This window comes from Pseudomonas sp. LBUM1668 (assembly GCF_059695715.1).
This window is the reverse complement of the sequence record NZ_CP166787.1, coordinates 2,478,950-2,501,525: the sequence shown is the minus strand read 5'-3', so window position 1 is coordinate 2,501,525 and position 22,576 is coordinate 2,478,950. Positions and strand designations below refer to the sequence as shown.

Genomic DNA, 22,576 nt, shown 5'->3' with positions numbered 1-22,576 from the left:
ATGAACGGCCTCACCTGGCTCCCTCGGCTCAGGTGAATTTCAGGCGCCCTCGGGCGCCTTTTTTTGTGGCTCAGATCAGCGGCCAATCCTGCAAAATCCGATAGCGACCCTTGTGCGATTCAAACAACGCAAAGCGCTCGGCACGCAGGAAAAATTCCGCCGGCGTGGCCGATTCCGGCTCCGGCGCGCGGTAGTCACGGGCCAAGGTCAGGTGCGGGCGAAACTCGTGGGCAGTCTCTTCAAAACCGAATGGCAGCATCGCCTGTTCAAGTGCATAGACCAATCGCAACAACGACTGCGGTGCCTGCTCCGGCGCTAATGACAACACCCCGGCGCGATGCCAGACCTGCAAGCGATCCAGTGAAATCCGCAAGGCTTCACCCGGCGTGCGCACTTTCGCAGCCGCCTCACAGACTTCGCCGATCTGCGCTAACGGCACGGCGCCGAGAAACAGCAGCGTCAGATGAAAGTTGTCTGCCGGCACTGGCTTGCCGGTTCTGAGGCCCAACTCAGCGCGCCACTGGGCTATTGCCTTGCGCTGCGCCGGCGGGCAGTCCAGCGCGAAGAACAGGCGTTTGGAGGGTTCATCCCTGTACGCGTCATCGGTCATGGCCGGGCTCCTTCGTTCCTCGTGATCGGCGTGATTCTACACAGCCTGATCTGACGACTCGCGACACCGGTCTATAGTTCAAGGATTGCCATCGACCGGAGGCCGCCATGCGCGAGATCCTCAGCAAAGAACCGTGGTGGGCCCGACCACCGAATCCCGGGCAAGATGAAACCGAGCTGGAATGGGGCTGGCTGGTGCATTACAGCGAAGGTGAGCCGCGTTTTGAATTCGTCCGCGAACGCCCGACGGACGAACAGATCCGCAACCGCAAAGGCTGCCGGATCACCCCCTCCGCAGAGTGACCCCAAGCCCCGCCCTCCATGTAGGAGCTGTCGAGTGAAACGAGGCGGCGATCTTTTGATCTTGTTTTTTAGGGCAAGATCAAAAGATCGCAGCCTTCGGCAGCTCCTACAGGGATCTGCGGTGTATTCACCATCGATACCATCACACAGAAACCTGTGGGAGCTAGCCTGCTGGCGGTTGCGGTGGGTCAGGCAAGACAGATACAGGATTTGCGGGTCAAATCGCTGGCAAGCCAGCTCCCACAGGGATTTTGATGGATTTTGTATTTCTGTTAACACCCGAGAAACCTGTGGGAGCTGGCTTGCCAGCGATAGCGGTGGGTCAGGTGACATTTGTGATCACTGACACATTGCAATCGCGAGCAGGCTCACTCCTACAGAGGATTTATTCAGGTTCGATGAGGTACTGGAAGCCGCCGAAGATCATCCGCTGTCCATTAAACGGCATCGGGTTGACGTCCGGTTGCATGCGCGGGTCTTCCATCATTTTCGCCATGCCGGTATCGCGAGTGGCTTTGTCCGGCCAGATCAGCCAGCCGGACGCGACGGTTTCACCTTTCTTGAGTTTTACCGCCATCGGGAACGACGTGAGCTTGCCGTCCGGGACATCATCACCCCAGCATTCAGCGACGCTCAGGGCGCCGTATTCCTTGAAGATCACTGCTGCGATTTCAGCGTGCTTTTTGTACTGCTCGCGATTGGCAGTCGGGACCGGCGCTACAAAAATATCGATGTAAGCCATGATCATTCTCCTGGTACGTTGGGTTCGATCTGCTGGGTAGTCGATTCCGGCGGACGCCATTCGACACGATTAGCCCCAAACCCGACCGACGGCTCTTCGCCCGCTCCCAAATTGCGCTCCACCTGCCCGGCCATGTGCAGCGTGCCGGCCATCACGCCAGTGGTCGGGTTCTGCACCAGTTTCAGCCAGGCCTTGTCGAAGGTGTTGCCCAGGCTGCTGCGGATCAGCGCCTCACTGTCGGGCCGGTCGTTGGCCTGGAGGATCGCGCGGATGCCCATCACGCCGACGGAAATCATCGCCCCGGCCAGTTTGCCCGCCGCTGCTGCCACCGCACTGGCGGCACCGCGCGGGGCCATTTCCGCCTCCATTCGCTGGCTCGCACGCTTGGCTACCGGGGCCATGCCGGCATCCGTCGAACCAATGCCTTTGGCGCCGCCGTCGGTGTGAATTTTATCTATCAGTGCCGCGTAGGCCGGCAGTGTGGTCAACGGTTCGGTGCTGATGACTTTGTACAACGAGGCATCCCGCGCCGGCGGGGGTCCGAGAGCAATGGCCGGGATCTTCTGCAAACGACCGTTGAGCTGGGCAACCGGCACGCGGTGGCGCTGGGCGATGAGCGGCATCTGCCGAGCCATCAGCTCTGCATAGAACGCCGTGGCCTGGCCGAGGATCGCATCCGGATCAACCTCCACCGCGACCGGCGCAAGCACCCTTTTCTGATACTGATCAAGCAGATACGTCGCCAAGCGCTTGGCCGAAGCATCCTGCTCGCCACCGGCACTGATCGTGTACCAACTGACCTTCATCGACAGCCATTCCTGGGTCCAGTAGCTGCTGAACCACGGGATGAAATTTTCTTCAGTTTGCTGATAGACGCGAGTGCGCCAATGTTCCATCGAACCCCGGGCGAACAACTTGACCTGCTCGGTGGCTTGTTGCGAGGCGCTGACGATTTCTTGGTCGATCTGTCGCCAGGTCGCGGGCGACACCACGACGGCTGGAGCAGCAGTCACCGGAGCCCGGGGCGACGTGGTGCAACCGGCCAGCAGAAACAGTGCGGCGACGACCAGCGCACGCAGGTTCACGGTGGGGGTGTCCTTTTGAGGAGGGAGCACATTTGAGTATAGGTGGGTCAGTCAGCGGTGTTGCTGGATGTTCCGGCCTCATCGCTGGCAAGCCAGCTCCCACAGGTTTCGCGTCGTTCCTGAATTTGTGTTCACCGAAGATCACTGTGGGAGCTGGCTTGCCAGCGATGGGGCCAGCCAAAGCGCCGCAAAACTCGACCATCAATGCCGTCGATATTCACCATCGCCACGATCACCTTCCGTCTGCCGCCCACGAAGGGCACGATTGCCACATCCGAACCGCAACGAGGAGTTCACATCATGATTCACACCATCGCACTCTCCGTGAGTTTTCCGGTGTTCGGCAGCAACTACTACGACCAGCAAGTTGTGTCGCACAAGGCACAATCACTGGTATTCAACGAAGATTTCGAAGATCTGCTGATGCCCGCCGCGACCAATCATTTCAGTAATGAAGTGGTCGGCATCAACGATCAGTTCCGCTTTCTGAGCGACATCCTCGCCACCCATTTGCTGGATCTCGAGGCCTCTGTGCCTGCGCGTTCCCGCGTCCAGGCGAGCGCTCGTTTTATTTGATGACCGAGGGCTAATGAACGAGGGCGTTCCTTTGCGGGAACGCCCTCTTGTGTTCAATCAATCATCATCCCGATCGCGGTGATAGCGACGGCCATCGCGGCGGTCGTCATCGCGGTCATCCCAGCGCCGATCATTGTCGTAATGGCGCCCATGGTCGCGGTCGTAATGCCGGCCGTGGCGGTGGTCATTATCAAAATCCGCCACACAGCCGCCGAGCAATACGGCGGCGGTAACGGTCAGCAGCATCGTTGTAGCGCGCTTCATTCAACACTTCCCTAAAACCAAGGTCTTGACGACGGAATCGGCCACGCTGCCCTCGCCTTCAGGACGCGGTGCGCGCAGCCGTCAATACGACCGGGTAAAACAGCGATGATTCAGTGGCCACTAATGACCGTTTATCGCCTCGCCCGCCCATCCCGAACGACGGCGAAATGCCACCTATACTGCTTGCAGCCCAACCCCATGCAATGGATCTGCACCCTCAATAACAACAAGCAGAGGTGGACCATGGTCTGGCAGCAAATCTACGACCCGTTCGGCAATCCGGTGATTTCCACGCTCATGGCCGCCGTCCCGGTGGTGGTGATGCTGGCGGCGCTAGCGTTCTTTCACGTCAAGGCGCATCTGGCGGCGCTGCTGGCGCTGGCATCGGCGCTGCTGATCTCGATCTTCGCGTTCGGCATGCCCGCCTCCATGGCCGGGTCGGCGGCACTGTTCGGCGCCGCCAATGGCTTGCTGCCAATCGGCTGGATCGTGCTCAACATCATCTTTCTGCATCGCCTGACCACCGAGAACGGTTCGTTCAAAGTGCTGCAGGATTCGCTGGCGCGGATCACCGATGATCGCCGCTTGCAGCTGTTGCTGATCGCTTTTTGCTTCGGTGCTTTCTTCGAAGGTGCGGCAGGTTTCGGTACACCGGTGGCGGTAACCGGGGCGATCCTCATCGGCCTCGGTTTTTCGCCATTGGCCGCGTCTGGCCTGGCACTGATCGCCAACACGGCACCGGTAGCTTTTGGCGCACTCGGTACACCGATCATCACACTCGCCAAAGTCACCGGTCTGGATGAGATGGAGCTGTCGATGATGGTCGGTCGGCAACTGCCATTCTTCTCGGTGCTGGTGCCGTTCTGGCTGATCTGGGCGTTCGCCGGATGGCGCAAGATGCTCGAGGTCTGGCCAGCGATTCTGGTCGCGGGCGTCAGCTTCGCCGTGCCGCAGTTTCTGGTATCGAACTACCACGGCCCGATGCTGGTGGACGTGATCGCCGCGCTGATTTCCATGGCCAGCCTGACGCTGTTCCTGAAGGTCTGGAAACCGGCGACCATTCACACCTCGGCGGCGCTATCGGGCAGGGTCGACAACTCCAAAGTCGATGAAGAAAAAGTCACCGCCAGCGCCGCGTTCAGCGATCAGGCGCGCCCGGCCGTGATGCGCGCGTGGATGCCGTGGTTCATTCTCACCGTGTTCGTGTTTGCCTGGGGCACGCAGGGCTTCAAAAATCTGTTTGACACCCGGCCGGCGATTGATCCGGTCACACAATCGGCCAAGCTCGATCCGCAAGGCAAGCCGATGCGCGAGGCCAACCCGATCTTCGCCCCGGCCATCGTGTTCACGACGCTGCATCAACAAGTCGAGAAAGTGCCACCCGTGGTGCCGACGCCAAAAACCGAAGAGGCAGTCTACAAGTTCACCTGGCTGACCAGCACCGGCAGCGGAATTTTGCTGGCGGCGATCGTCGGCGGTTTGCTGATGGGCTATTCGATCCCGCAGCTGATCAAGCAATACCTGCGCACGCTGTGGGTGGTGCGTTTTTCGCTGATCACCATCGCGGCGATGCTGGCGCTGGGGTTTCTCACGCGCTACTCGGGCCTGGACGCAACCATGGGCCTGGCGTTCGCGGCGACGGGGATTTTCTACCCGATGTTCGGCACCCTGCTCGGCTGGCTAGGGGTGGCGTTGACCGGTTCCGACACCGCGTCCAACGTGCTGTTCGGCGGACTGCAACGGGTGACGGCGGAACAGCTCGGCATCAGCCCGGTACTGATGGCGGCGGCCAACAGTTCCGGTGGGGTCATGGGCAAAATGGTCGATGCGCAGTCGATTGTGGTCGCCTCGACCGCCACCCGTTGGTATGGGCATGAGGGCGAGATTCTGCGTTACGTGTTCTTCCACTCGATTGTGCTGGCGATTCTGGTGGGTGGGTTGGTGACGTTGCAGGCCTACGTTTCACCATTCACCCGCATGGTCGTCGGCGGGAACTGAACGCACCCCGTGTGTAGGAGCTGCCGAAGGCTGCGATCTTTTGATCTTGCTTTTGATCTTAAAAGCGCAAAGTCAAAAGATCGCAGCCTTCGGCAGCTCCTACAGGGGATTTTGCGTATCTGGCGATTCATGAGCTGAGCAAATAACTCTATAGCGAAAATCCGCAAAAACCTTTTCCTCTCTCCAGCGGTCACTCCTAGAACGAGACTGGCAAACATGCCGGCAAGCCCCTATGGGCCATTCACAGCCCTGCCGCCTGATTGAGAGAAAAAGGAATCGAACCATGCCGATTTCCCGACGTAAATTTTTGATTCTCGGCGCCGTGACCGCAACGGCGTTCGCGATGCCGCCATTCATCAGCCTCAAGGCCTACGCCGCCAACCTGGAGCAACCGGCCATGAACAAAGTGACCCTTCAAGTCAACGGCAAACCCCAGTCCCTTGAAGTCGACAACCGCACCACCCTGCTCGACGCGCTGCGTGAACACCTGCACCTGACCGGCAGCAAAAAAGGCTGCGACCACGGCCAGTGCGGTGCGTGCACGGTGATCGCCGATGGTCGGCGGATCAACTCATGCCTGACATTGGCGGTGATGCACGAAGGCAGTGAGATCACCACCATCGAAGGCCTCGGCATGCCGGACAACCTGCACCCGATGCAAGCCGCGTTCATCAAGCACGATGGCTATCAATGTGGTTACTGCACGCCGGGGCAGATCTGCTCGGCAGTCGCGGTTATCAAGGAAATCCGCGACGGCATTCCCAGCCACGTCAGCCCCAGCCTGACCGAGTCGCCAAAGCTGATTGCTTCCGAATTCCAGGAGCGCATGAGCGGCAATATCTGCCGCTGCGGCGCCTACTCGAACATCATCGAAGCCATCACTGAAGTCGCGGAGGTGCCGGCATGAGACCGTTCAATTACACACGTGCCGACTCCCCCGCCGCCGCTGCACAAGCGGCGCAGATAGAGGGCGCGAAGTTCATCGCCGGCGGCACCAACCTGCTCGACCTGATGAAACTCGACATCGAAACTCCGCTGCACCTGATCGACGTCAATCACCTGGGCCTGGACACGATCGAAGCCACACCCGAGGGCGGTTTGCGCATCGGCGCGCTGGTGCGCAACACCGATCTGGCCGCCGACGCCCGGGTCAGGAAAGACTATGCACTGCTGTCCCGCGCCTTGCTCGCCGGCGCTTCCGGCCAGTTGCGCAACATGGCGACCACCGCCGGCAACCTGTTGCAACGCACCCGCTGCCCGTACTTCTACGACACAAATCAGGCCTGCAACAAACGCAATCCGGGCAGTGGCTGTTCGGCAATTGGCGGGGTCACCCGACAACTGGGGATCATCGGCGTCAGCGATGCCTGCATCGCGACACACCCGAGTGACATGGCGATTGCCATGCGCGCGCTCGATGCGCAGATTGAAACGGTGAAACCCGATGGCAGCACTCGCAGCATCGCCATGGCGGATTTTCATCTGTTGCCGGGCAACACGCCGAACATCGAAACCAGCCTCGGCGCCGGCGAATTCATCACGGCCGTGACCTTGCCTGCACCGGTGGGCGGCACCCACATCTATCACAAGGTACGTGATCGCTCGTCGTACGCGTTTGCCCTCGTGTCCGTGGGTTTGATCCTGCAAAAGGACGGCAGCGGTCGCGTCGCAGTCGGCGGTATTGCGCCGAAACCGTGGCGCGTGGAAGCGGCTGACGCATTGCTGCCCAAGGGCGCAAAAGCCGTCAGCGAACGCCTGCTCGACGGCGCCACGCCGAGCCACGACAACCAATTCAAACTGACTCTGGTCGAGCGCACGCTCGGTTCGGTGTTGGCGCAAGCGAGGGAAGAAGCATGAAATTCGACACGCCCGCCACGACCAATCCGATTGATCAATTGAAGGTGATCGGCAAGCCGACCGATCGCATCGAAGGCAAGCTGAAAACGTGCGGCCAGGCGCCTTACGCTTACGAACAGCATGAGGCCGTGGCCAATCAGGCCTACGGTTTCATGGTCGGTTCGGCCATCGCCAAGGGTCGCATCAGCCACATTGAGCTCGCCGACGCAAAAGCTGCGCCCGGCGTGTTGGCCATCGTCACCGCCGACAATGCCGGCAAGCTTGGCAAGGGCCAGTACAACGCCGCGCACTTGTTGGCCGGGCCCGAGGTTCAGCACTATCACCAGGCCGTTGCACTGGTGGTTGCCGAGACCTTCGAGCAGGCCCGCGCCGCCGCACAATTGGTCAAGGTCGATTACGTCGCGAGCAAAGGCGAGTTCGATCTGGCCAGCGTGCGTGACAAAGGCGTCGAGCAGAAAGAAGAAATGCCCGACGTCACCCACGGCGATTTCGCGACCGCTTTCGCCGGCGCCCCGGTGCAATTCGACCAGACCTACACCACCCCCGACCAGTCCCACGCGATGATGGAACCCCACGCGACGCTGGCCGCGTGGAAAGGCGATCAACTGACGCTGTGGACATCGAACCAGATGATCGCCTGGAGCGTCGGCGACATCGCCGAAACCCTCGGTCTGCCCAAGGAAAAAGTCCGCTTGATCTCGCCTTACATCGGCGGCGGTTTCGGCGGCAAACTGTTTATTCGCGCCGACGCGATCCTCGCGGCCCTCGGTGCGCGCATGGCCGGCAGACCGGTGAAAGTCGCCCTCGCCCGCCCGCAGGTCGCCAACAACACCACGCATCGCCCCGCCACCATCCAGCGCATCCGCATGGGCGCCACGGCGGACGGCAAGCTCACCGCCATCGCGCATGAAGGCTGGTCGGGCAATCTCGCGGAGGGCAAGGTTGAAGTCGCAGCGCAGCCGAGTCAGTTGCTGTACGCGGCGCAAAATCGTCAGGTGACCATGCGTCTGGCGCCGCTGGATCTGCCTGAAGGCAACGCCATGCGTGCCCCCGGCGAAGCGCCGGGATTGATGGCACTGGAAATCGCCATGGACGAAATGGCCGAACAGCTCAAACTTGATCCCGTGCAGTTCCGCATTCTCAACGACACTCAGGTTGATCCGGTGAAAACCGAGCGTCCGTTCTCGCAACGGCGCTTGATCGAGTGCCTGCAGACCGGCGCCGAGAAATTCGGCTGGGACAAGCGCAACGCCAAACCCGGCAGCCGTCGCGAAGGTCGCTGGCTGATCGGCATGGGCGTCGGCGCGGCGATCCGCAACAACCTGTTGATGAAGTCCGGCGCGCGGGTGCGGCTGGAGCGTGATGGCAAGATCACTGTAGAAACCGACATGACCGATATCGGCACCGGCAGCTACACGATCATTGCGCAGACGGCTGCGGAAATGATGGGCGTAGGCATTGACGATGTCGTGGTGCGGCTGGGCGATTCAAATTTCCCGGTGTCGGCGGGTTCCGGCGGCCAGTTTGGCGGCAATTGCTCGACTGCCGGCGTGTATGCCGCGTGCGTGAAATTGCGTGAGGCGATCGCTGGAAAATTGGGGATGGCGGCAGATCAGGCTGAGTTTGTTGACGGTCAGGTGCGGGTCGGCGGCAAAACCGTCGCGCTGCGTGATGCGGCGAAAAATGGTGAGGTGGTGGCTGAAGACAGCATCGAATTCGCCGACCTCGAGAAGCAGTATCAGCAGTCGACATTTGGCGCGCACTTCGTCGAAGTAGCGGTGGATGCGGCGACGGGCGAGGTCCGCGTGCGGCGTATGCTCGCGGTGTGCGCGGCCGGGCGGATTCTCAATCCGAAAGCGGCGCGCAGTCAGGTGATCGGCGCGATGACCATGGGCGTTGGCGCGGCGTTGATGGAGGAATTGGCGGTCGATAAAAAACTCGGTTTCTTCGTCAACCATGATCTGGCCGGATACGAAGTGCCGGTGCATGCCGACATCCCGCATCAGGAGGTGATTTTCCTTGATGAAACAGACCCGATTTCCTCGCCCATGAAGGCCAAGGGTGTCGGTGAGTTGGGGATTTGCGGGGTGAGTGCGGCGGTGGCCAACGCGATCTACAACGCCACCGGAGCAAGGGTGCGCGAGTATCCGATCACGCTGGACAAGATTCTCGATTCGTTGCCGGCGATGATCTGAAGACCTGAAGAGCCCCTCACCCTAACCCTCTCCCACTGGGAGAGGGGACCGATTCGGGGATGTTCGAGAGGTACGCCGACTTGAACGTTCAGTTGTGAATCCATAATCGACATCGTTGTTTCAGGTCGATGCATAGTGCCAGACACCTCGGTCGGCCCCCTCTCCCTCCGGGAGAGGGCTGGGGTGAGGGTCATCGGGTCACTCGGTGCGCGGATAGTGCGCCTCACTCACCTGCTCCATCCACTCCACCACACTGCCGTCCAGCACTTCAGCAATGGCGATATGCGTCATCGCCGTCGTCGGTGCTGCGCCATGCCAATGCTTGGCCCCCGGTGCAATCCACACCGTGTCGCCGGGCCGAATCGCGCGAATCGGCTGGCCCCATTCCTGCACAAAACCTGAACCGGCAGTAACAATCAGCGTCTGACCCAACGGATGGGTGTGCCACGCCGTGCGTGCGCCGGGTTCAAAGGTCACCGTGGCGCCACTGACTCGCGCCTCGTCGGTGCCCTTGAACGGCGCATCGACGCGCACCGTGCCGACAAACCAGTCACTCGGCCCCTTGGCCGAAGGTTGCGAGCCATTGGGAGTCACGGTCACACGCGCGGGTTCATTGGCCTGAACATCGCCAGCGAGCAAGGAAAGAGTCAGCGCAGAGGCAGCAATCGGGTTCATGACATTCTCCAGAAAAATGATTCCATCCCCCCTGTAGGAGCTGCCGAAGGCTCGGGCCGCGATCGGACGATCTTTTGATCTTGACCCGCAGAAAAGCAAGATCAAAAGATCGCAGCCTGCGCCAGCGCCTACACGAGACGTGCGTTCACTTTACCGGGCCGTACTGTTTAGATAATCGACTAGAATCTGAAAAAACTTATGCAGGAAACTGATCAATGCTTCGTGAAAACGCCAGCGACCTGCTCGCCTTCCTCGCCGTAGCGCGTGAGCGCAGTTTCACCAAAGCCGCGGCCAAGCTCGGCGTCTCGCAGTCGGCGCTCAGCCATACCATTCGCGCCCTCGAAGCACGCCTCGGCCTGCGCCTGCTGACCCGCACCACCCGCAGCGTCTCCCCCACCGAGGCCGGCGAACATCTGCTGCAAACCGTCGGCCCGCGCTTCGAAGAGATCGAGCAGGAACTCGCCGCCCTGAGCAACCTGCGCGACACCCCGGCCGGCAAGATTCGCATCAGCGCCACCGACCATTCGCTGGACTGGCTGCTGCGCCCGGTGCTCAAGACATTCCTGCCGCAATACCCGGACATTTCCGTTGAGATCTGCTGCGACTACGGCTTCGTCGATATCGCAGGCCAGGGTTTCGATGCCGGTGTACGTCTGGGTGAAGACGTGGCGCAAGGCATGATCGCCACCCGCATCGGCCCGGACATGCGCATGGCCGTCGTCGGTTCGCCGGCCTACTTTGCCACTCGTTCAGCGCCAAATACCCCGCGCGATCTGACCGAGCACGCCTGCAACAACCTGCGCCTGCCCACCAACGGCGGGCTGTACACCTGGGAATTCGAAAAGGACGGCGAAAGCTTGAACGTGCGGGTGTCCGGGCAAATCACCTTGAACGGCGTCTACCCGTTGCTCGATGCCGCACTGGATGGTTTCGGCTTGAGCTACATCCCGGAAAACCTCGTCGCGCAACATCTGGCCGAGGGTCGTCTGGTGCAAGTGCTGGAAGACTGGTGCCCGACGTTTGCCGGTTATCACCTCTACTACCCGAGCCGGCGGCAGGCGGCACCGGCGTTTGCGTTGTTGCTGGAGGCGTTGCGGTTTCGCGGTGAAAACTAACGCACCAACGCAATCAACTGATGCCGCTGCGCATCGGTGAGCATCGGCCCGAACCCGGCCTTGACGTTATCCGCCATGTAGCGCGGGCTACCGGTACCGGGAATGACGCAAGTGACCGCGGGGTGCGCCAGCAAAAACTTCAGCGCCAACTGCGGCCAACTGTTGACCTGCACGTCCGACACCCAGGCTGGCAGGGGTTGGCCCTTGAGCCGGGCAAGTAAGCCACCACCACCAAACGGCCGATTGCAGATCACTGCCACCCCACGCTCACGGCACAGCGGCAGGATGCGTTTTTCCACGCCACGGTCATCGAGGGCGTAGTTGATTTGCAGGAAGTCCAGTTGCTCGGCTTTCAGCACCGCTTCTACTTCGTCATAAGCGGACGACGTGTAGTGAGTGATGCCGATGTAGCGAATGCGTCCCTGCTCCTTCCATTCGCGCAGGGTTGGCAGGTGGGTTTGCCAGTCGAGCAGATTGTGAATCTGCATCAGGTCGATACGCTCGGTACGCAACAGACTGAACGACTGCTCCATCTGCGCGATGCCTTCCTCACGTCCCCTCGTCCACACCTTGGTCGCCAAAAATGCCGGCGAGCGCGGTTCGTGGATCGACAGCAGTTCGCCGGTCGTTTCTTCGGCGCGGCCATACATGGGCGAGCTGTCGACCACAGTGCCACCCTTGGCGAACAGTTCGTCGAGGACCGCCGGCAGTTGCCGATAGGCTGGATCGCCCGGCGCGACGTCGAAGCCGCGGTAGGTGCCCAGACCCACCATGGGCAGGGACTCGGAGCTGGATGGGATGGCACGGGTCTGCATGGCTTGGCCTCCGGAAGCGGCGGACGACGTGGCATTGGCCAACGCCCGATCAAAGGTGAACACCGCCGAAACGCCGGCAGCCAGCGTGAGCAATCGGCGACGAGAGTAACCCTCAGTGTGGCTCATGCTGGTTCCCCTGCTGTGCGGATCTGTTGCACGTTGTGTGCGCAGGCTGCCGCTTGCCAGCGCTGGACTACACTGCGACAGCGAACCTGCTTACCCCGTTAAAAGTAGCCGAATGTCCCGAACCCTGATGTCACTCGTCGCATTGATCGTCGCCGCCTACCTGGTGCTGTGCGCGGCGTTGTTCGTTTTTCAGCGCTCGCTGATCTATTTTCCGCAGCCGAGCGCCGTCGATTTGCAGGATTCGCGGCTGAAACTGTCGATGCCGGACGCGGATATCTGGGTCACCACCCGCGAACGCGTCGGCCCGCGTGCGTTGATCTATTTCGGCGGCAATGCCGAGGACGTGTCGCGCAACTTGCCGGAGTTCGCTGAAGCATTTCCCGAGTACGCGTTGTACCTGCTCAATTACCGAGGCTTCGCCGGCAGCGGTGGTTCGCCATCCGAAGAGGCGATTGCCGAAGATGCCTTGGCACTGTTCGATCAGGTGTATGCCAGCCATGCGCAGATCGCCGTGGTTGGACGCAGCCTGGGCTCGGGTGTCGCCGTTCGCCTGGCCAGTCAACGTCCGGTGCAGCAGTTGATTCTGGTCACGCCCTACAACAGCCTCGAAGAAATCGCCGCGCGGCAATATCCATGGGTGCCGGTAAAGTGGCTGCTCAAGGATCGCTTCGAGTCAGGCAAATACGCCGCGCATATCCGCGTGCCGACGTTGTTGCTGGCGGCAAGTGATGACGAGGTGATTCCCCGCGCCAGCACCGAGCGGCTGCTGGGCAGTTTCCCCAAAGGTGTTGCGCTGCTCAAGGTTGTGCCGGCTTCGGGGCACAACTCGATTTCCGAGCGGGGGGAGTATTTACAGTGGATGGGGGATGTGTTGAATCGGTGAGGGTGGTTTATCAGCAAGCTGTCAGGCCCAGCTTCAACAACTCTTTTCGCAGAATTGAAGGCTTTAAAACTGCAATTCCAGCCTGCCAATCGAGTGACAACAGGTTATTCAGCTTTTGTTGGGTGAGAGTGGATTCGGCCAGAAGACAGCTTTTTCGGTCGCGAATACCGATGACATTCAGCAACCAGTCATCGCCCTGCCCTGCCATCCAGCGGCTGAACGTCGGACGGTGTTTGTGCAGTAAGGCGTCGGCATCCCATACCGTCATTTGCGCGAAGACCTGCGGCAAATTGCTTTCGGGCCTCATGCGTTTCAAGTCAGCGGCCAACGCACCTGTAAGGTTTCCCTCAATGTTGGCTTGGCATTCAAGGAAATATTGTTCCGGCCAGTCTGGACTCAGTTTCGCCAGAGGAGCGAGTTCGGCATACGCCTCAATGTCGGCCGCCGTGGTCATCTGCCCGGTGAAATTGAGCGTGTTATCCAGAATCGCCGTGGCCAATAATGCGGCGCTTTGCTCGCTGATCTGCGGCAACAGTCCAGCCGTCTGCCAGCGCTGGAAAACCTGAGTAGCGGCAGCGCCTATCGGGCGTATGTCAGCGGCTGATCCAAGTTTGTGCGACCAGTGAGCCTCGTAACCTGGATGATGATCAATGACTTCCACTACCTGATCTAGCACTACGACCGGGTCAAAATGGTGATAGTCCGAGACATCCACTAGCACGAATTCATCCCCCATCTGCGGCACATAGCAATCCAGCAGTACATGCCCACCGAGCACGCTGTCGCAGATGCTGGCGTTGAGCGGCGCACTACTGACCGCCAGGGCTTCAATACCCTGCAGGTTCAGCAGTTGCGCATAGGCTATGCAGCAAGCGTACGCGTCAATATCCAGATAAGCCGATCCGGACGTCACGCACCTCATCAGACCTGCTCCCATTGTTGCGGCGCCGTTTCCTCAAGCGCCAGATTCAGCGCGTTGGCGATGCCTGCCAGGATTCGCGCATAAGCAAGCTGACACTGTTCTTCCTCAATGGAAATACGCACGGTGCTCCCGGCGACTCGGTCAGGGAAGCCCAGTTGCGTGACGGTATTGGACAGGTTGTTTTTCTTGTCCGAGCAAGCAGACCCGCCGGTGATGTAGATCGACTGGTTATTCAAGGCCCATTGCAGTTTTTTGGTGTTGATCCCAGGCATCGCAATAAAACTCACACACGGTACGCGCGCGGCTTGCTGACCGATCACCACTGACTCACCCAGCATCGCTTGCAGTTTGTCTTCGAAAGTCTCCCGTGCCTGTTCTGCCGGGGATTTTCCCGTAGCGAACTTGGCGTGTTTCTCATGCAATGCCGTCTCGATCGACAAAATGCCGGGATAGTTCTGAGTACCACCACGCAGCCCGCCTTCCTGACCACCACCGGCAATCAATGGCGACAGTGCGTAACGATTTTTCGCATACAGAAATCCCGCACCGGGCAATGCGCCGAATTTGTGTCCCGAGGCAATGGCGAAATCCACACCGCAAGCCTGTAGATCCACCGGTATCTTGCCAATCGCCTGAGTCATGTCCGAGAACAGCAAGGCACCTTGAGCCTTGACCCTCCGTGCGATGGTTTCGAGCGGCTGAACCACGCCCGTTTCATTATGCACAGCCATTACACAAACCAGCGTCGGCCGCCCGACATGGGCGAGCAGTTCTCGCTGCAACTGGTCGACGTCAAGCAGACCGTTGCGGTCATGCCCGATCGCGACGGCGTGCAGACCTTCCAGGGTGTATCGCTTGATGTTTTGCAGCGTGCAGGCGTGCTCGATTGCCGAATACAGCACTACAGGTCGATCCTGTCGGTAGCGCTCGAAAAAATCATGAAATACCTGTGCGCATCCTTCGCTGGAACCGCTGTTGAAAATCAGGCATTGAGTATCGACGTTCAAAAGTCGGGCAATACTGCCGCGTGCCCGCTCCACCCGCTCCAGCAACTGCACACCGAGGGCATGGTTGGCATTAGGGTTGGCGCATTGGCGGGTCGAAAACAACGCCTGCAGCATGTTGCTGACACCCAGCGAGACCGGTGCCGAACCACAAACGTCGGCATAAATTGCATCTACAGCGATATCCATATCAAACACTTCCAGTTTTCTGTTTTATGTCATTCAGGATGCTGCCCGAGAAAACGGGCAATCGTTCTTTGGCTACACGATCAAGCGCGCCATGAGCTGGATCGAGCACAGCAACACGAAGGCGTTGAGCGCCCGTTTCAGGTGTTTTGCCTCCAGTCGGTGAGACAATGCAGTCCCCAGAAAGCCCCCCAGTAAAATCCCGATCACCAGTTCACCGGTGTAACCGAGAAAATGCTCCGACGTGCCCACTCGGCCCAACAACGCGCCACTGGCGCCAATGATGCCGATCAGTGCCGAGGTCGAAATGGCCTGCTTGATTTGCAGGCCGAACAGACTGATCAATACCGGCAGATAAATGAACCCGCCCCCCTGCCCGACCAGACCACACAACACCCCCAGCACCAGCCCGGTCAGCGGTAACGATAACGCCGGGTGGTCGCATAGGATGGCCACCGGTTTGCGGAACAGATACGTCACCAGCAGCGACAACAAACCCAACAAACCGAAGACGAACAGAATGAAGTTTTCGCTGAACGCTGCGGCATGGATCGAAGCAAAAAAATTTGCAACGGCCATCGGTATTGCAAAGCTTCTGATCACTCGCCAATCAGGCTGAAACCTGACGCGGTGTAGCGCAAACGACACCAGGGAAGAAAAAAAACCTTGTGCGGAGGACAGGCCCGTGACCACTTCAATCGGCAGCTTCTGACCGCAGAGCATCGGATAAACCAGCACCAGCAGAGGCGTCACGATGATGCCTCCACCGATACCGAATAGACCCGACATGAAACCGGCCATTACCCCGACACCGATCATCACCGGGTAGAACGTCATAGCTGTCATCTCAGCAGACCTTGATCTTGCCCGCCCCGTGCGTCACACGCCCGATTACCATCAGGTCGGGACAATCGGCCAGCCACGCCTGACGGTTGTCTGCCAGACACGCCTCACTGACGGTGAACAACAACCCGCCGTTGGTTTGCGGATCGTGCAACAGAAACTTCTTGGCCAAGGGTAGATCGCTGAGGTATTCGACGTGCTGGGCATACTTCCTGATGTTGGCAAAAACGCCACTGTCGGCGGACGTAACGGCTACTGCCAAGGATTCAGCGTCGTCATAAAACGTCAGTGCAGCGGTGTCGAGCGTGACATCCAGCTCACCCAAACCAACCATTTCGCTGATGTGGCCGATCAGGCCGAAACCAGTAATGTCGGTCAGACTGCTGACCTCGATGCTTGCACTGAGTGTGCGACCGAATGCGTTGTCGGCGGTGATCCGCGCCATCGTTGGTGCGGACAGGTCCGTCTGCTCGATAATGCCCGCCTTCAACGCATTGGCGAGGATGCCCACGCCGATCGGTCGGGTCATGACCAACACATCACCTGCCTTGGCCGTGTTGTTCTTCTTCAGACGGTGTTTTTCCACTTCACCAATGATCGAGAAGCCGTAGAGCGGCTGGCTGTTCTTGATCGTGTGGCCGCCCACGATGCTGACATTGAACTTGTTCATCACCGACTGTGCGCCGAGGATCATCTGTGTAACCTGTTCGACCGGAACCTGTTGCGGATCGAACGCCATGATCGAGTTGGCGATCAATGGTGTGCCGCCGGAAGCAAAGATATCGCTCACCGCATTACTGGCGGCCAATTGGCCAAACACATAAGGATCATTGACGATCGGGGAAAAATAGTCGGTAGTAAACAGCAGGAAATTATCGCCATTGTCATAAACGGCGCAATCATCGGAAGACTCGAAACCCAACACGACCCTGTCATCCGCCACGGTGTTGGCCGCGGTCGTTTCGGACAGGATTTTGCTCAATACAATGGATGGGATCTTGCACCCGCATCCGCCACTTTCAGATTTATCCATAATCTGGCAAAACGTCGACATCACACTTCCTTAGAATCCATTTTCCGCTTTAAAAACAGAGCGTTAAGCCCAGCCCAACCTGTTACATCATGTTTCAGGCAGAGGCAAAATCGCACAGTCTCATGACGAAAATATGACAGCAAACAATGGATTCGAAGTACGAATGATGTCAACGGGATACGCAGCAAACGATCGCTGTCTCTGACCACTTCTATCGGAGATACACGAAATCCCATATAGGTGCTCCAGAAGACTGCGATCTCTTGATCTTCAGGCAGCGACTTTACCGCCCGCCACCATTGCCGAAGCCGCCAGCATCGCCCGCAACAACACCGCACACCCTGCTGCCAGATCGTCCGGTGCGGCATTCTCGATTTCGTTGTGGCTGATGCCCCCTTCGCACGGCACGAAGATCATCCCGGCAGGCCCCAGTTCAGCGAGGAAAATTGCGTCGTGGCCGGCGCCACTGACGATGTCCATGTTCGACAAGCCCAGACCATTGGCGGCACTGCGCACGGCGTCGACGCAGCCTTTTTCAAAGTACAGGGGCGGGAAATCCGCTGTTGGGATCAGTTCATAGCTCAGACCGTGTTCTTCGCAGGTGGCCTCGATGACTTGCTTGACCTCGGCGATCATCGAGTCCAGGCGCGCCGGTTCCAGATGGCGGAAGTCCAGCGTCATGCGCACCTCACCGGGGATGACGTTGCGCGACCCCGGATAGGCTTGCAGACAACCGACCGTGCCGCAGGCATGGGGTTGATGGCCGAGGGCGGCGCGGTTGACGGCGCCGACGATGACCGAGGCGCCAACCAGTGCATCCTTGCGCAGGTGCATCGGGGTTGGCCCGGCATGGGCTTCGACGCCGCGCAGCTTGAGGTCGAACCATTTCTGCCCCAATGCACCGAGCACTACACCGATGGTTTTGTGTTCGTCTTCCAGAATCGGGCCTTGTTCGATGTGCGCCTCGAAATAGGCGCCGACCTTGTGCCCGCTGACTTTGCGCGGCCCTGCATAGCCGATCGCATTCAGCGCTTGGCCAACGGTGACGCCATCGGCATCGACTTTGGCGAGGGTTTCTTCGAGGGTGAATTTTTCCGCGAACACGCCAGAACCCATCATGCACGGGGCGAAACGCGAGCCTTCTTCGTTGGTCCAGACCACCACTTCCAGCGGCGCTTCGGTTTCCACGCCGAGGTCGTTGAGCGTTCGCAACACTTCGACCCCGGCGAGTACACCGAAGCAGCCGTCGAACTTGCCGCCGGTGGGTTGCGTGTCGATATGGCTGCCGGTCATCACCGGCGGCAGGCTCGGATTGCGCCCCGGGCGACGGGCGAAGATGTTGCCGACTTCATCGACCGTGACGCTGCATCCGGCGTCCTTGCACCACTGCACAAACAGGTCGCGGGCCTGCCGGTCGAGGTCGGTCAGGGCCAGGCGACAGACACCGCCCTTGACCGTGGCGCCGAGCTTGGCCAGTTCCATCAGCGACGCCCACAAGCGGTCGCGGTTGATGTGCTGATGGGTCGATTGCAGAACGTCTACAGCTGCGTTCATGGGGATCTCCTCAGGCTGCTTTTCTTATGGATATTTTTCTGGTGTCGGGTGAACCGCTATCGCGAGCAGGCTCACTCCTACAGGGGGACGCATTCCAAAATGTAGGAGTGAGCCTGCTCGCGATGAGGCCCTGCGCTACACCGTCGATTTCACGACTGAAGGCTGCGCACGCATCACGCACAACCCGTAATAAATGATTCCTCCCAACGCCGAGCCGGTGAACCAGCCGTAGCTGTAAAACCAACTGAATGCATCACTGCCCAGCGACAGCAAGGTCAGCACCACCGGCACACCAAACGCGACGAACCCGGCCCAGTTCCACGCTGGGTAAACGTCGTCGCGGTACAACCCGGCCAGGTCCAGTTGTTGTTTCTTGATCAGGAAATAGTCCACCACCATGATCCCGGCGATGGGCCCGAGCAGGCTTGAATAGCCCAGCAGCCAGTTCGAATACACGGTTTCGAGGCTGACGTCGGAGACGATCAGACCGAGTTTTTTCAACAGCTCATGGGCCATCAACACCAGTCCCACCAGCCCGGTCAGCAACACTGCTTTGGTGCGGTTGATGACCTTCGGCGCGATGTTCTGAAAGTCGTTGGTCGGCGAGACGATGTTGGCAGCGGTGTTGGTCGACAACGTCGCGATGATGATCAACGCCATCGCCAGCGCGACCCATACCGGGCTCTGAATGTGGCCGATCAGGGTGACCGGGTCAGCAACCGTCACGCCGACCAGTTTCACTGACGCGGCCGTCATGATCACGCCGAGGGAGGCGAACAGGAACATGGTCAGCGGCAGGCCAATGATCTGCCCGACAATCTGATCCTTCTGGCTCTTGGCGTAACGGCTGAAGTCGGGAATGTTCAGCGACAGCGTGGCCCAGAAGCCGACCATCGCGGTGAGCCCGGCGGCGAAGTAACTGACCACGCTCGCACCTTCAGGGCGTTTCGGCGGGATCGCCAGCAGCTCGGTCATCGACACATTGGGCATCGCCCACACCAGCAGGCCGATACCAACTGCGACCAGCAGCGGCGCGGACAAGGTTTCCAGCCACTTGATCGACTCGGCACCGCGGATCACCACCCACAGGTTGAGTGCCCAGAACACCATGAAACCAATCACTTCGCCGGTGCCGCCAAGGGATTTCCAGCCCTCGAACACCGAACCGAGAAACAGGTGAATGGCCAATCCGCCAAACATCGTCTGAATGCCGAACCAGCCGCACGCCACCAGCGCGCGAATCAGGCACGGCACGTTGGAACCGAGAATGCCGAACGAGGAGCGCAGCAATACCGGAAACGGAATGCCGTACTTGGTGCCGGGAAAAGCATTCAGCGTCAGCGGAATCAGCACGATGACGTTGGCGAACAGAATCGCCAACAACGCTTCACCGACGCTCAGGCCGAAATACGCCGTGAGCACGCCGCCCAGGGTGTAGGTCGGCACGCAGATCGCCATGCCTACCCACAATGCGGTGATGTGCCATTTGTTCCAGGTTCGTTCGCGCACCTTGGTCGGTGCCATGTCGTGGTTGTAACGGGGACTGTCGAGGACGTCGCTGCCGGCTTCAAGCTCAAACAAGCCGTCGCGCTCGGTCACTTGCGATCTGATCTGTTGCATGGCCGCTCCACTGTTCTTCTGATTATTTTTTTGCTCATCAGGCGGCTGGCGCATGGGGCGCGAGCCGGACGATGGCCGGAGGAACTGACAACTTTCATGCACCGGCCATGGTGTCAGCGGCGGCATCAATAAACGTGCCGGGTGTTCCGCTCAGCGCTCGGGCCGTGCATTAAACGCATTGCAACTTTCTGATATTGCTCGATTTTAATTATTCACTGGGTGAGCCTTCGGAAACTTGTCTGGGCGCTCAGGCTAAACGCCTGGCAAGTTGTCCGAACAGACAGGACTCAAACTGGTGCACTGCACTTTTTTTGTTTGTGAGCGATCAACCGCAGCTCAACTTCAAGCGGCTGATTTCACATAAGAAATCTTGACCATATTTCCATCCTGTCAAGTGCGTCAAAATGGTGAGCGGGCTCACCATTTTGGTGATTTATAGTTTTTATCGTTATTTTTCAGTCACTTAAATCAGATATAAGCTTATAAAAAATAATCTTGATCTATTGCAAAACTGAGACTAGTTTCTATTCCTGACAGCGCTGACAGGAATACGCCCTTCGCCGCTGTACATCAATAAAACATTTAGAACCGGCACAAGTCGGTCATGCCTGCGAGGAACTCGGAATGTCTCTGTTGATCCGTGGCGCCACCGTTGTTACCCATGATGAAAGTTATCGCGCCGACGTCTATTGCGCTGACGGCGTGATAAAAGCCATCGGTGAAAACCTTGATGTTCCCGCCAACGCCGAAGTGCTCGACGGCAGCGGTCAATACCTGATGCCTGGTGGCATCGATCCACACACTCATATGCAACTCCCGTTCATGGGCACCGTGGCCAGCGAAGACTTTTTCAGCGGCACCGCTGCGGGTCTGGCCGGCGGTACCACCTCGATCATCGATTTCGTGATTCCCAATCCGCAGCAGTCGCTGATGGAGGCGTTTCATCAGTGGCGTGGCTGGGCGGAAAAATCGGCGTCGGACTACGGCTTCCATGTCGCGATCACCTGGTGGAGCGAGCAGGTACGCGAGGAAATGGCCGAGCTGGTCAGCCATCACGGGATCAACAGCTTCAAGCATTTCATGGCCTACAAAAACGCGATCATGGCCGCCGACGACACGCTGGTGGCGAGCTTCGAGCGCTGTCTGGAACTCGGCGCGGTGCCGACCGTGCACGCGGAAAACGGCGAGCTGGTTTATCACCTGCAACGCAAATTGATGGCCCAGGGCATCACCGGGCCGGAAGCGCATCCACTGTCGCGTCCTTCGCAGGTTGAAGGCGAAGCCGCGAGCCGGGCCATTCGCATTGCCGAAACAATCGGCACGCCGCTGTATCTGGTGCATGTCTCAACCAAAGAAGCCCTCGACGAAATCACCTATGCGCGCAGCAAGGGCCAACCGGTTTACGGCGAGGTTCTGGCCGGCCATCTATTGCTGGATGACAGTGTCTATCAGCACCCGGACTGGCAAACGGCCGCCGGTTACGTGATGAGTCCGCCGTTTCGTCCACGCGGCCATCAGGAAGCGCTGTGGCAGGGTCTGCAAAACGGCAATCTGCACACCACCGCCACTGACCACTGCTGTTTCTGCGCCGAGCAAAAAGCCGCCGGGCGCGACGATTTCAGCAAGATCCCCAACGGCACGGCAGGCATCGAAGACCGAATGGCGCTGTTATGGGATGAAGGGGTGAATACCGGGCGTTTTTCGATGCAGGATTTTGTCGCGCTGACCTCCACCAACACCGCGAAGATCTTCAATCTCTACCCACGCAAAGGCGCGATTCGCGTCGGCGCCGATGCCGATCTGGTGCTGTGGGATCCGCAAGGCACGCGGACCATTTCCGCCAAGACCCACCATCAGCAGGTGGACTTCAATATCTTCGAAGGCAAGACCGTGCGCGGTGTGCCAAGTCATACCGTCAGCCAGGGCCGGGTGGTCTGGGCCGATGGCGACTTGCGCGCCGAACGGGGTGCCGGGCGGTACATCGAACGACCGGCGTATCCGGCGGTGTTTGATTTGCTGAGCAAGCGGGCCGAGCAACATAAGCCAGTTGCTGTGAAACGCTGAAAGCGGCCTTCGGCCTATCGCTGGCAAGCCAGCTCCCACAAGGTTATGTGAGCACCATAGATCCCTGTGGGAGCTGGCTTGCCAGCGATGAGGCCATCCCGAACGCC

General features: G+C 59.4%; 21 protein-coding genes. 9 read left to right on the top strand and 12 right to left on the bottom strand.

Annotation, left to right across the window (positions count from 1 at the left end; all coding sequences use genetic code 11):
• Positions 1 to 70: 70 nt before the first annotated feature.
• Complete coding sequence (thpR, locus tag ACA061_RS11280; RefSeq protein ID WP_497301566.1) at positions 71 to 610, bottom strand: RNA 2',3'-cyclic phosphodiesterase; 540 nt, start codon at positions 608 to 610, stop codon at positions 71 to 73.
• Between the two features lie 107 nt (positions 611 to 717).
• Here thpR and ACA061_RS11275 point away from each other — a divergent pair, with 107 nt between their 5' ends.
• Positions 718 to 912: a hypothetical protein gene (locus ACA061_RS11275; RefSeq protein ID WP_150605187.1), complete on the top strand. Its 195-nt coding sequence runs from the start codon at positions 718 to 720 to the stop codon at positions 910 to 912.
• Positions 913 to 1,297: 385 nt separating this feature from the next.
• Here the strand turns inward: ACA061_RS11275 and ACA061_RS11270 are convergent, their stop codons facing one another.
• Positions 1,298 to 1,654, bottom strand: a complete 357-nt coding sequence (locus ACA061_RS11270) for a DUF1428 domain-containing protein (protein WP_497301562.1) — start codon at positions 1,652 to 1,654, stop codon at positions 1,298 to 1,300.
• A gap of 2 nt (positions 1,655 to 1,656) precedes the next feature.
• Positions 1,657 to 2,739: a hypothetical protein gene (locus tag ACA061_RS11265; RefSeq protein WP_497301560.1), complete on the bottom strand. Its 1,083-nt coding sequence runs from the start codon at positions 2,737 to 2,739 to the stop codon at positions 1,657 to 1,659.
• 300 nt (positions 2,740 to 3,039) lie between these two features.
• On the opposite strand from ACA061_RS11265, the gene ACA061_RS11260 reads away from it, so the two are divergent.
• Positions 3,040 to 3,315, top strand: a complete 276-nt coding sequence (locus ACA061_RS11260) for a hypothetical protein (protein ID WP_150618141.1) — start codon at positions 3,040 to 3,042, stop codon at positions 3,313 to 3,315.
• 57 nt (positions 3,316 to 3,372) lie between these two features.
• On the opposite strand, the gene ACA061_RS11255 is transcribed toward ACA061_RS11260, so the two are convergent.
• Positions 3,373 to 3,579 carry a hypothetical protein gene (locus tag ACA061_RS11255; protein ID WP_210555132.1) on the bottom strand — a complete coding sequence of 69 codons (207 nt, stop codon included), beginning with the start codon at positions 3,577 to 3,579 and terminating at the stop codon, positions 3,373 to 3,375.
• Positions 3,580 to 3,822: 243 nt separating this feature from the next.
• Here ACA061_RS11255 and ACA061_RS11250 point away from each other — a divergent pair, with 243 nt between their 5' ends.
• The 4 genes from ACA061_RS11250 to paoC all read left to right on the top strand — a co-directional run bounded on the left by ACA061_RS11250 (position 3,823) and on the right by paoC (position 9,629).
• Positions 3,823 to 5,577: an L-lactate permease gene (locus tag ACA061_RS11250; protein ID WP_497301924.1), complete on the top strand. Its 1,755-nt coding sequence runs from the start codon at positions 3,823 to 3,825 to the stop codon at positions 5,575 to 5,577.
• Positions 5,578 to 5,809: 232 nt separating this feature from the next.
• The gene (gene paoA / locus ACA061_RS11245) at positions 5,810 to 6,484 is read left to right on the top strand and encodes an aldehyde dehydrogenase iron-sulfur subunit PaoA (RefSeq protein ID WP_150605190.1); all 675 of its coding nucleotides are present in this window, start codon (positions 5,810 to 5,812) and stop codon (positions 6,482 to 6,484) included.
• Positions 6,481 to 7,434 (top strand): FAD binding domain-containing protein, encoded by a 954-nt coding sequence (locus tag ACA061_RS11240; protein ID WP_150618139.1) that lies wholly within the window; start codon positions 6,481 to 6,483, stop codon positions 7,432 to 7,434. The genes paoA and ACA061_RS11240 overlap by 4 nt, the downstream gene beginning before the upstream one ends.
• Positions 7,431 to 9,629 carry an aldehyde oxidoreductase molybdenum-binding subunit PaoC gene (gene paoC / locus ACA061_RS11235; protein WP_497301555.1) on the top strand — a complete coding sequence of 733 codons (2,199 nt, stop codon included), beginning with the start codon at positions 7,431 to 7,433 and terminating at the stop codon, positions 9,627 to 9,629. Before ACA061_RS11240 ends, paoC begins: the two co-directional genes overlap by 4 nt.
• Before the next feature lie 198 nt (positions 9,630 to 9,827).
• On the opposite strand, the gene ACA061_RS11230 is transcribed toward paoC, so the two are convergent.
• Positions 9,828 to 10,304, bottom strand: a complete 477-nt coding sequence (locus tag ACA061_RS11230) for a (R)-mandelonitrile lyase (protein WP_150604609.1) — start codon at positions 10,302 to 10,304, stop codon at positions 9,828 to 9,830.
• A gap of 215 nt (positions 10,305 to 10,519) precedes the next feature.
• Here ACA061_RS11230 and ACA061_RS11225 point away from each other — a divergent pair, with 215 nt between their 5' ends.
• Positions 10,520 to 11,419 carry a LysR family transcriptional regulator gene (locus ACA061_RS11225; protein WP_150604608.1) on the top strand — a complete coding sequence of 300 codons (900 nt, stop codon included), beginning with the start codon at positions 10,520 to 10,522 and terminating at the stop codon, positions 11,417 to 11,419.
• Here the strand turns inward: ACA061_RS11225 and ACA061_RS11220 are convergent.
• Positions 11,416 to 12,360, bottom strand: coding sequence for an aldo/keto reductase (locus ACA061_RS11220; protein WP_497301551.1), 945 nt, complete (start codon positions 12,358 to 12,360; stop codon positions 11,416 to 11,418). The genes ACA061_RS11225 and ACA061_RS11220 overlap by 4 nt on opposite strands.
• 112 nt (positions 12,361 to 12,472) lie before the next feature.
• Here ACA061_RS11220 and ACA061_RS11215 point away from each other — a divergent pair, with 112 nt between their 5' ends.
• Positions 12,473 to 13,243 carry an alpha/beta hydrolase gene (locus ACA061_RS11215; RefSeq protein ID WP_497301549.1) on the top strand — a complete coding sequence of 257 codons (771 nt, stop codon included), beginning with the start codon at positions 12,473 to 12,475 and terminating at the stop codon, positions 13,241 to 13,243.
• A gap of 10 nt (positions 13,244 to 13,253) precedes the next feature.
• Here ACA061_RS11215 and ACA061_RS11210 read toward each other — a convergent pair whose 3' ends face one another.
• The 6 genes from ACA061_RS11210 to ACA061_RS11185 form a co-directional block, all read right to left on the bottom strand.
• Positions 13,254 to 14,165: a DHH family phosphoesterase gene (locus tag ACA061_RS11210; RefSeq protein ID WP_497301923.1), complete on the bottom strand. Its 912-nt coding sequence runs from the start codon at positions 14,163 to 14,165 to the stop codon at positions 13,254 to 13,256.
• Positions 14,165 to 15,358, bottom strand: a complete 1,194-nt coding sequence (locus ACA061_RS11205) for a cysteine desulfurase family protein (protein ID WP_497301547.1) — start codon at positions 15,356 to 15,358, stop codon at positions 14,165 to 14,167. Before ACA061_RS11205 ends, ACA061_RS11210 begins: the two co-directional genes overlap by 1 nt.
• 72 nt (positions 15,359 to 15,430) lie before the next feature.
• A complete protein-coding gene (locus ACA061_RS11200; RefSeq protein WP_497292623.1) occupies positions 15,431 to 16,201 on the bottom strand; it encodes a sulfite exporter TauE/SafE family protein in 771 nt (256 codons plus the stop codon).
• A gap of 1 nt (position 16,202) precedes the next feature.
• Positions 16,203 to 17,231: a selenide, water dikinase SelD gene (gene selD / locus ACA061_RS11195; protein WP_497301922.1), complete on the bottom strand. Its 1,029-nt coding sequence runs from the start codon at positions 17,229 to 17,231 to the stop codon at positions 16,203 to 16,205.
• 270 nt (positions 17,232 to 17,501) lie between these two features.
• On the bottom strand, positions 17,502 to 18,785 hold the full coding sequence (locus tag ACA061_RS11190) for a Zn-dependent hydrolase (protein ID WP_497301545.1): 1,284 nt from the start codon (positions 18,783 to 18,785) through the stop codon (positions 17,502 to 17,504).
• Between the two features lie 135 nt (positions 18,786 to 18,920).
• Entirely contained in the window at positions 18,921 to 20,405 is a 1,485-nt protein-coding gene (locus ACA061_RS11185) for an NCS1 family nucleobase:cation symporter-1 (RefSeq protein ID WP_150616426.1), read from the bottom strand.
• 624 nt (positions 20,406 to 21,029) lie between these two features.
• Here ACA061_RS11185 and hydA point away from each other — a divergent pair.
• Complete coding sequence (gene hydA, locus ACA061_RS11180) at positions 21,030 to 22,469, top strand: dihydropyrimidinase (RefSeq protein WP_497301542.1); 1,440 nt, start codon at positions 21,030 to 21,032, stop codon at positions 22,467 to 22,469.
• The last annotated feature ends 107 nt before the right edge of the window (positions 22,470 to 22,576 follow it).

Bases quoted from the DNA above. Each gene is read 5' to 3' on its own strand.
- thpR (WP_497301566.1), bottom strand. From the start codon at position 610: ATGACCGATGACGCGTACAGGGATGAACCCTCCAAACGCCTGTTCTTC.
- ACA061_RS11275 (WP_150605187.1), top strand. From the start codon at position 718: ATGCGCGAGATCCTCAGCAAAGAACCGTGGTGGGCCCGACCACCGAAT.
- ACA061_RS11270 (WP_497301562.1), bottom strand. From the start codon at position 1,654: ATGGCTTACATCGATATTTTTGTAGCGCCGGTCCCGACTGCCAATCGC.
- ACA061_RS11260 (WP_150618141.1), top strand. From the start codon at position 3,040: ATGATTCACACCATCGCACTCTCCGTGAGTTTTCCGGTGTTCGGCAGC.
- ACA061_RS11255 (WP_210555132.1), bottom strand. From the start codon at position 3,579: ATGAAGCGCGCTACAACGATGCTGCTGACCGTTACCGCCGCCGTATTG.
- ACA061_RS11250 (WP_497301924.1), top strand. From the start codon at position 3,823: ATGGTCTGGCAGCAAATCTACGACCCGTTCGGCAATCCGGTGATTTCC.
- paoA (WP_150605190.1), top strand. From the start codon at position 5,810: ATGGGCCATTCACAGCCCTGCCGCCTGATTGAGAGAAAAAGGAATCGA.
- ACA061_RS11240 (WP_150618139.1), top strand. From the start codon at position 6,481: ATGAGACCGTTCAATTACACACGTGCCGACTCCCCCGCCGCCGCTGCA.
- paoC (WP_497301555.1), top strand. From the start codon at position 7,431: ATGAAATTCGACACGCCCGCCACGACCAATCCGATTGATCAATTGAAG.
- ACA061_RS11230 (WP_150604609.1), bottom strand. From the start codon at position 10,304: ATGAACCCGATTGCTGCCTCTGCGCTGACTCTTTCCTTGCTCGCTGGC.
- ACA061_RS11225 (WP_150604608.1), top strand. From the start codon at position 10,520: ATGCTTCGTGAAAACGCCAGCGACCTGCTCGCCTTCCTCGCCGTAGCG.
- ACA061_RS11220 (WP_497301551.1), bottom strand. From the start codon at position 12,360: ATGAGCCACACTGAGGGTTACTCTCGTCGCCGATTGCTCACGCTGGCT.
- ACA061_RS11215 (WP_497301549.1), top strand. From the start codon at position 12,473: ATGTCCCGAACCCTGATGTCACTCGTCGCATTGATCGTCGCCGCCTAC.
- ACA061_RS11210 (WP_497301923.1), bottom strand. From the start codon at position 14,165: ATGAGGTGCGTGACGTCCGGATCGGCTTATCTGGATATTGACGCGTAC.
- ACA061_RS11205 (WP_497301547.1), bottom strand. From the start codon at position 15,358: ATGGATATCGCTGTAGATGCAATTTATGCCGACGTTTGTGGTTCGGCA.
- ACA061_RS11200 (WP_497292623.1), bottom strand. From the start codon at position 16,201: ATGACAGCTATGACGTTCTACCCGGTGATGATCGGTGTCGGGGTAATG.
- selD (WP_497301922.1), bottom strand. From the start codon at position 17,231: ATGGATAAATCTGAAAGTGGCGGATGCGGGTGCAAGATCCCATCCATT.
- ACA061_RS11190 (WP_497301545.1), bottom strand. From the start codon at position 18,785: ATGAACGCAGCTGTAGACGTTCTGCAATCGACCCATCAGCACATCAAC.
- ACA061_RS11185 (WP_150616426.1), bottom strand. From the start codon at position 20,405: ATGCAACAGATCAGATCGCAAGTGACCGAGCGCGACGGCTTGTTTGAG.
- hydA (WP_497301542.1), top strand. From the start codon at position 21,030: ATGTCTCTGTTGATCCGTGGCGCCACCGTTGTTACCCATGATGAAAGT.